The 380-nt window shown below is 61.1% G+C and carries 2 protein-coding genes; both read right to left on the reverse strand.

Going from position 1 to position 380, the window contains the following annotated elements; translation table 11 throughout:
• Positions 1-13: 13 nt before the first annotated feature.
• Complete coding sequence (locus tag AC1DH9_RS31125; protein WP_477809585.1) at positions 14-157, reverse strand: hypothetical protein; 144 nt, start codon at positions 155-157, stop codon at positions 14-16.
• Positions 158-164: 7 nt separating this feature from the next.
• Positions 165-380: MBL fold metallo-hydrolase RNA specificity domain-containing protein (locus tag AC1DH9_RS31130; RefSeq protein WP_477809586.1), on the reverse strand; the 216-nt coding region annotated here is incomplete at its 5' end.

Raw genomic sequence — 380 nt, forward strand, 5'->3', positions numbered from 1 at the left:
TACCAGTTGAGCGTCAGCTGGACACGTGACGAGTAAAGAAAAACCGGTTGATGACAACGGTCAGAACAACCAGCAACAAGGGTTGCGCACCCAGAACACCCGTCAGCTGTTGGCCGAAGGCCCCTCGCCGCCACACCGGCAAGGGACTTTCGGTCATCAGGATTTCAGGCCGGGACCGGAACGCCGGTCAACTCAACGCAGTCACGGTACTCAGGCACCGAGACCGACCACCCCAGCTCCAGGCTGATGCGCCGGCGCAGCACATCCGATGCATTGGGTTCTCCGTGCACGACGTAGGTGTGTTTCGGTGGCCGCTTGAAGCCCCTCAGCCACTGCATGATTTCATCCCCGTCGGCATGCGCGGACAAGGTCCCCATGGG

The sequence above is a fragment of the Pseudomonas sp. 05T35 genome (genome assembly GCF_056396605.1).

Bases quoted from the DNA above. Each gene is read 5' to 3' on its own strand.
- AC1DH9_RS31125 (WP_477809585.1), bottom strand. From the start codon at position 157: ATGACCGAAAGTCCCTTGCCGGTGTGGCGGCGAGGGGCCTTCGGCCAA.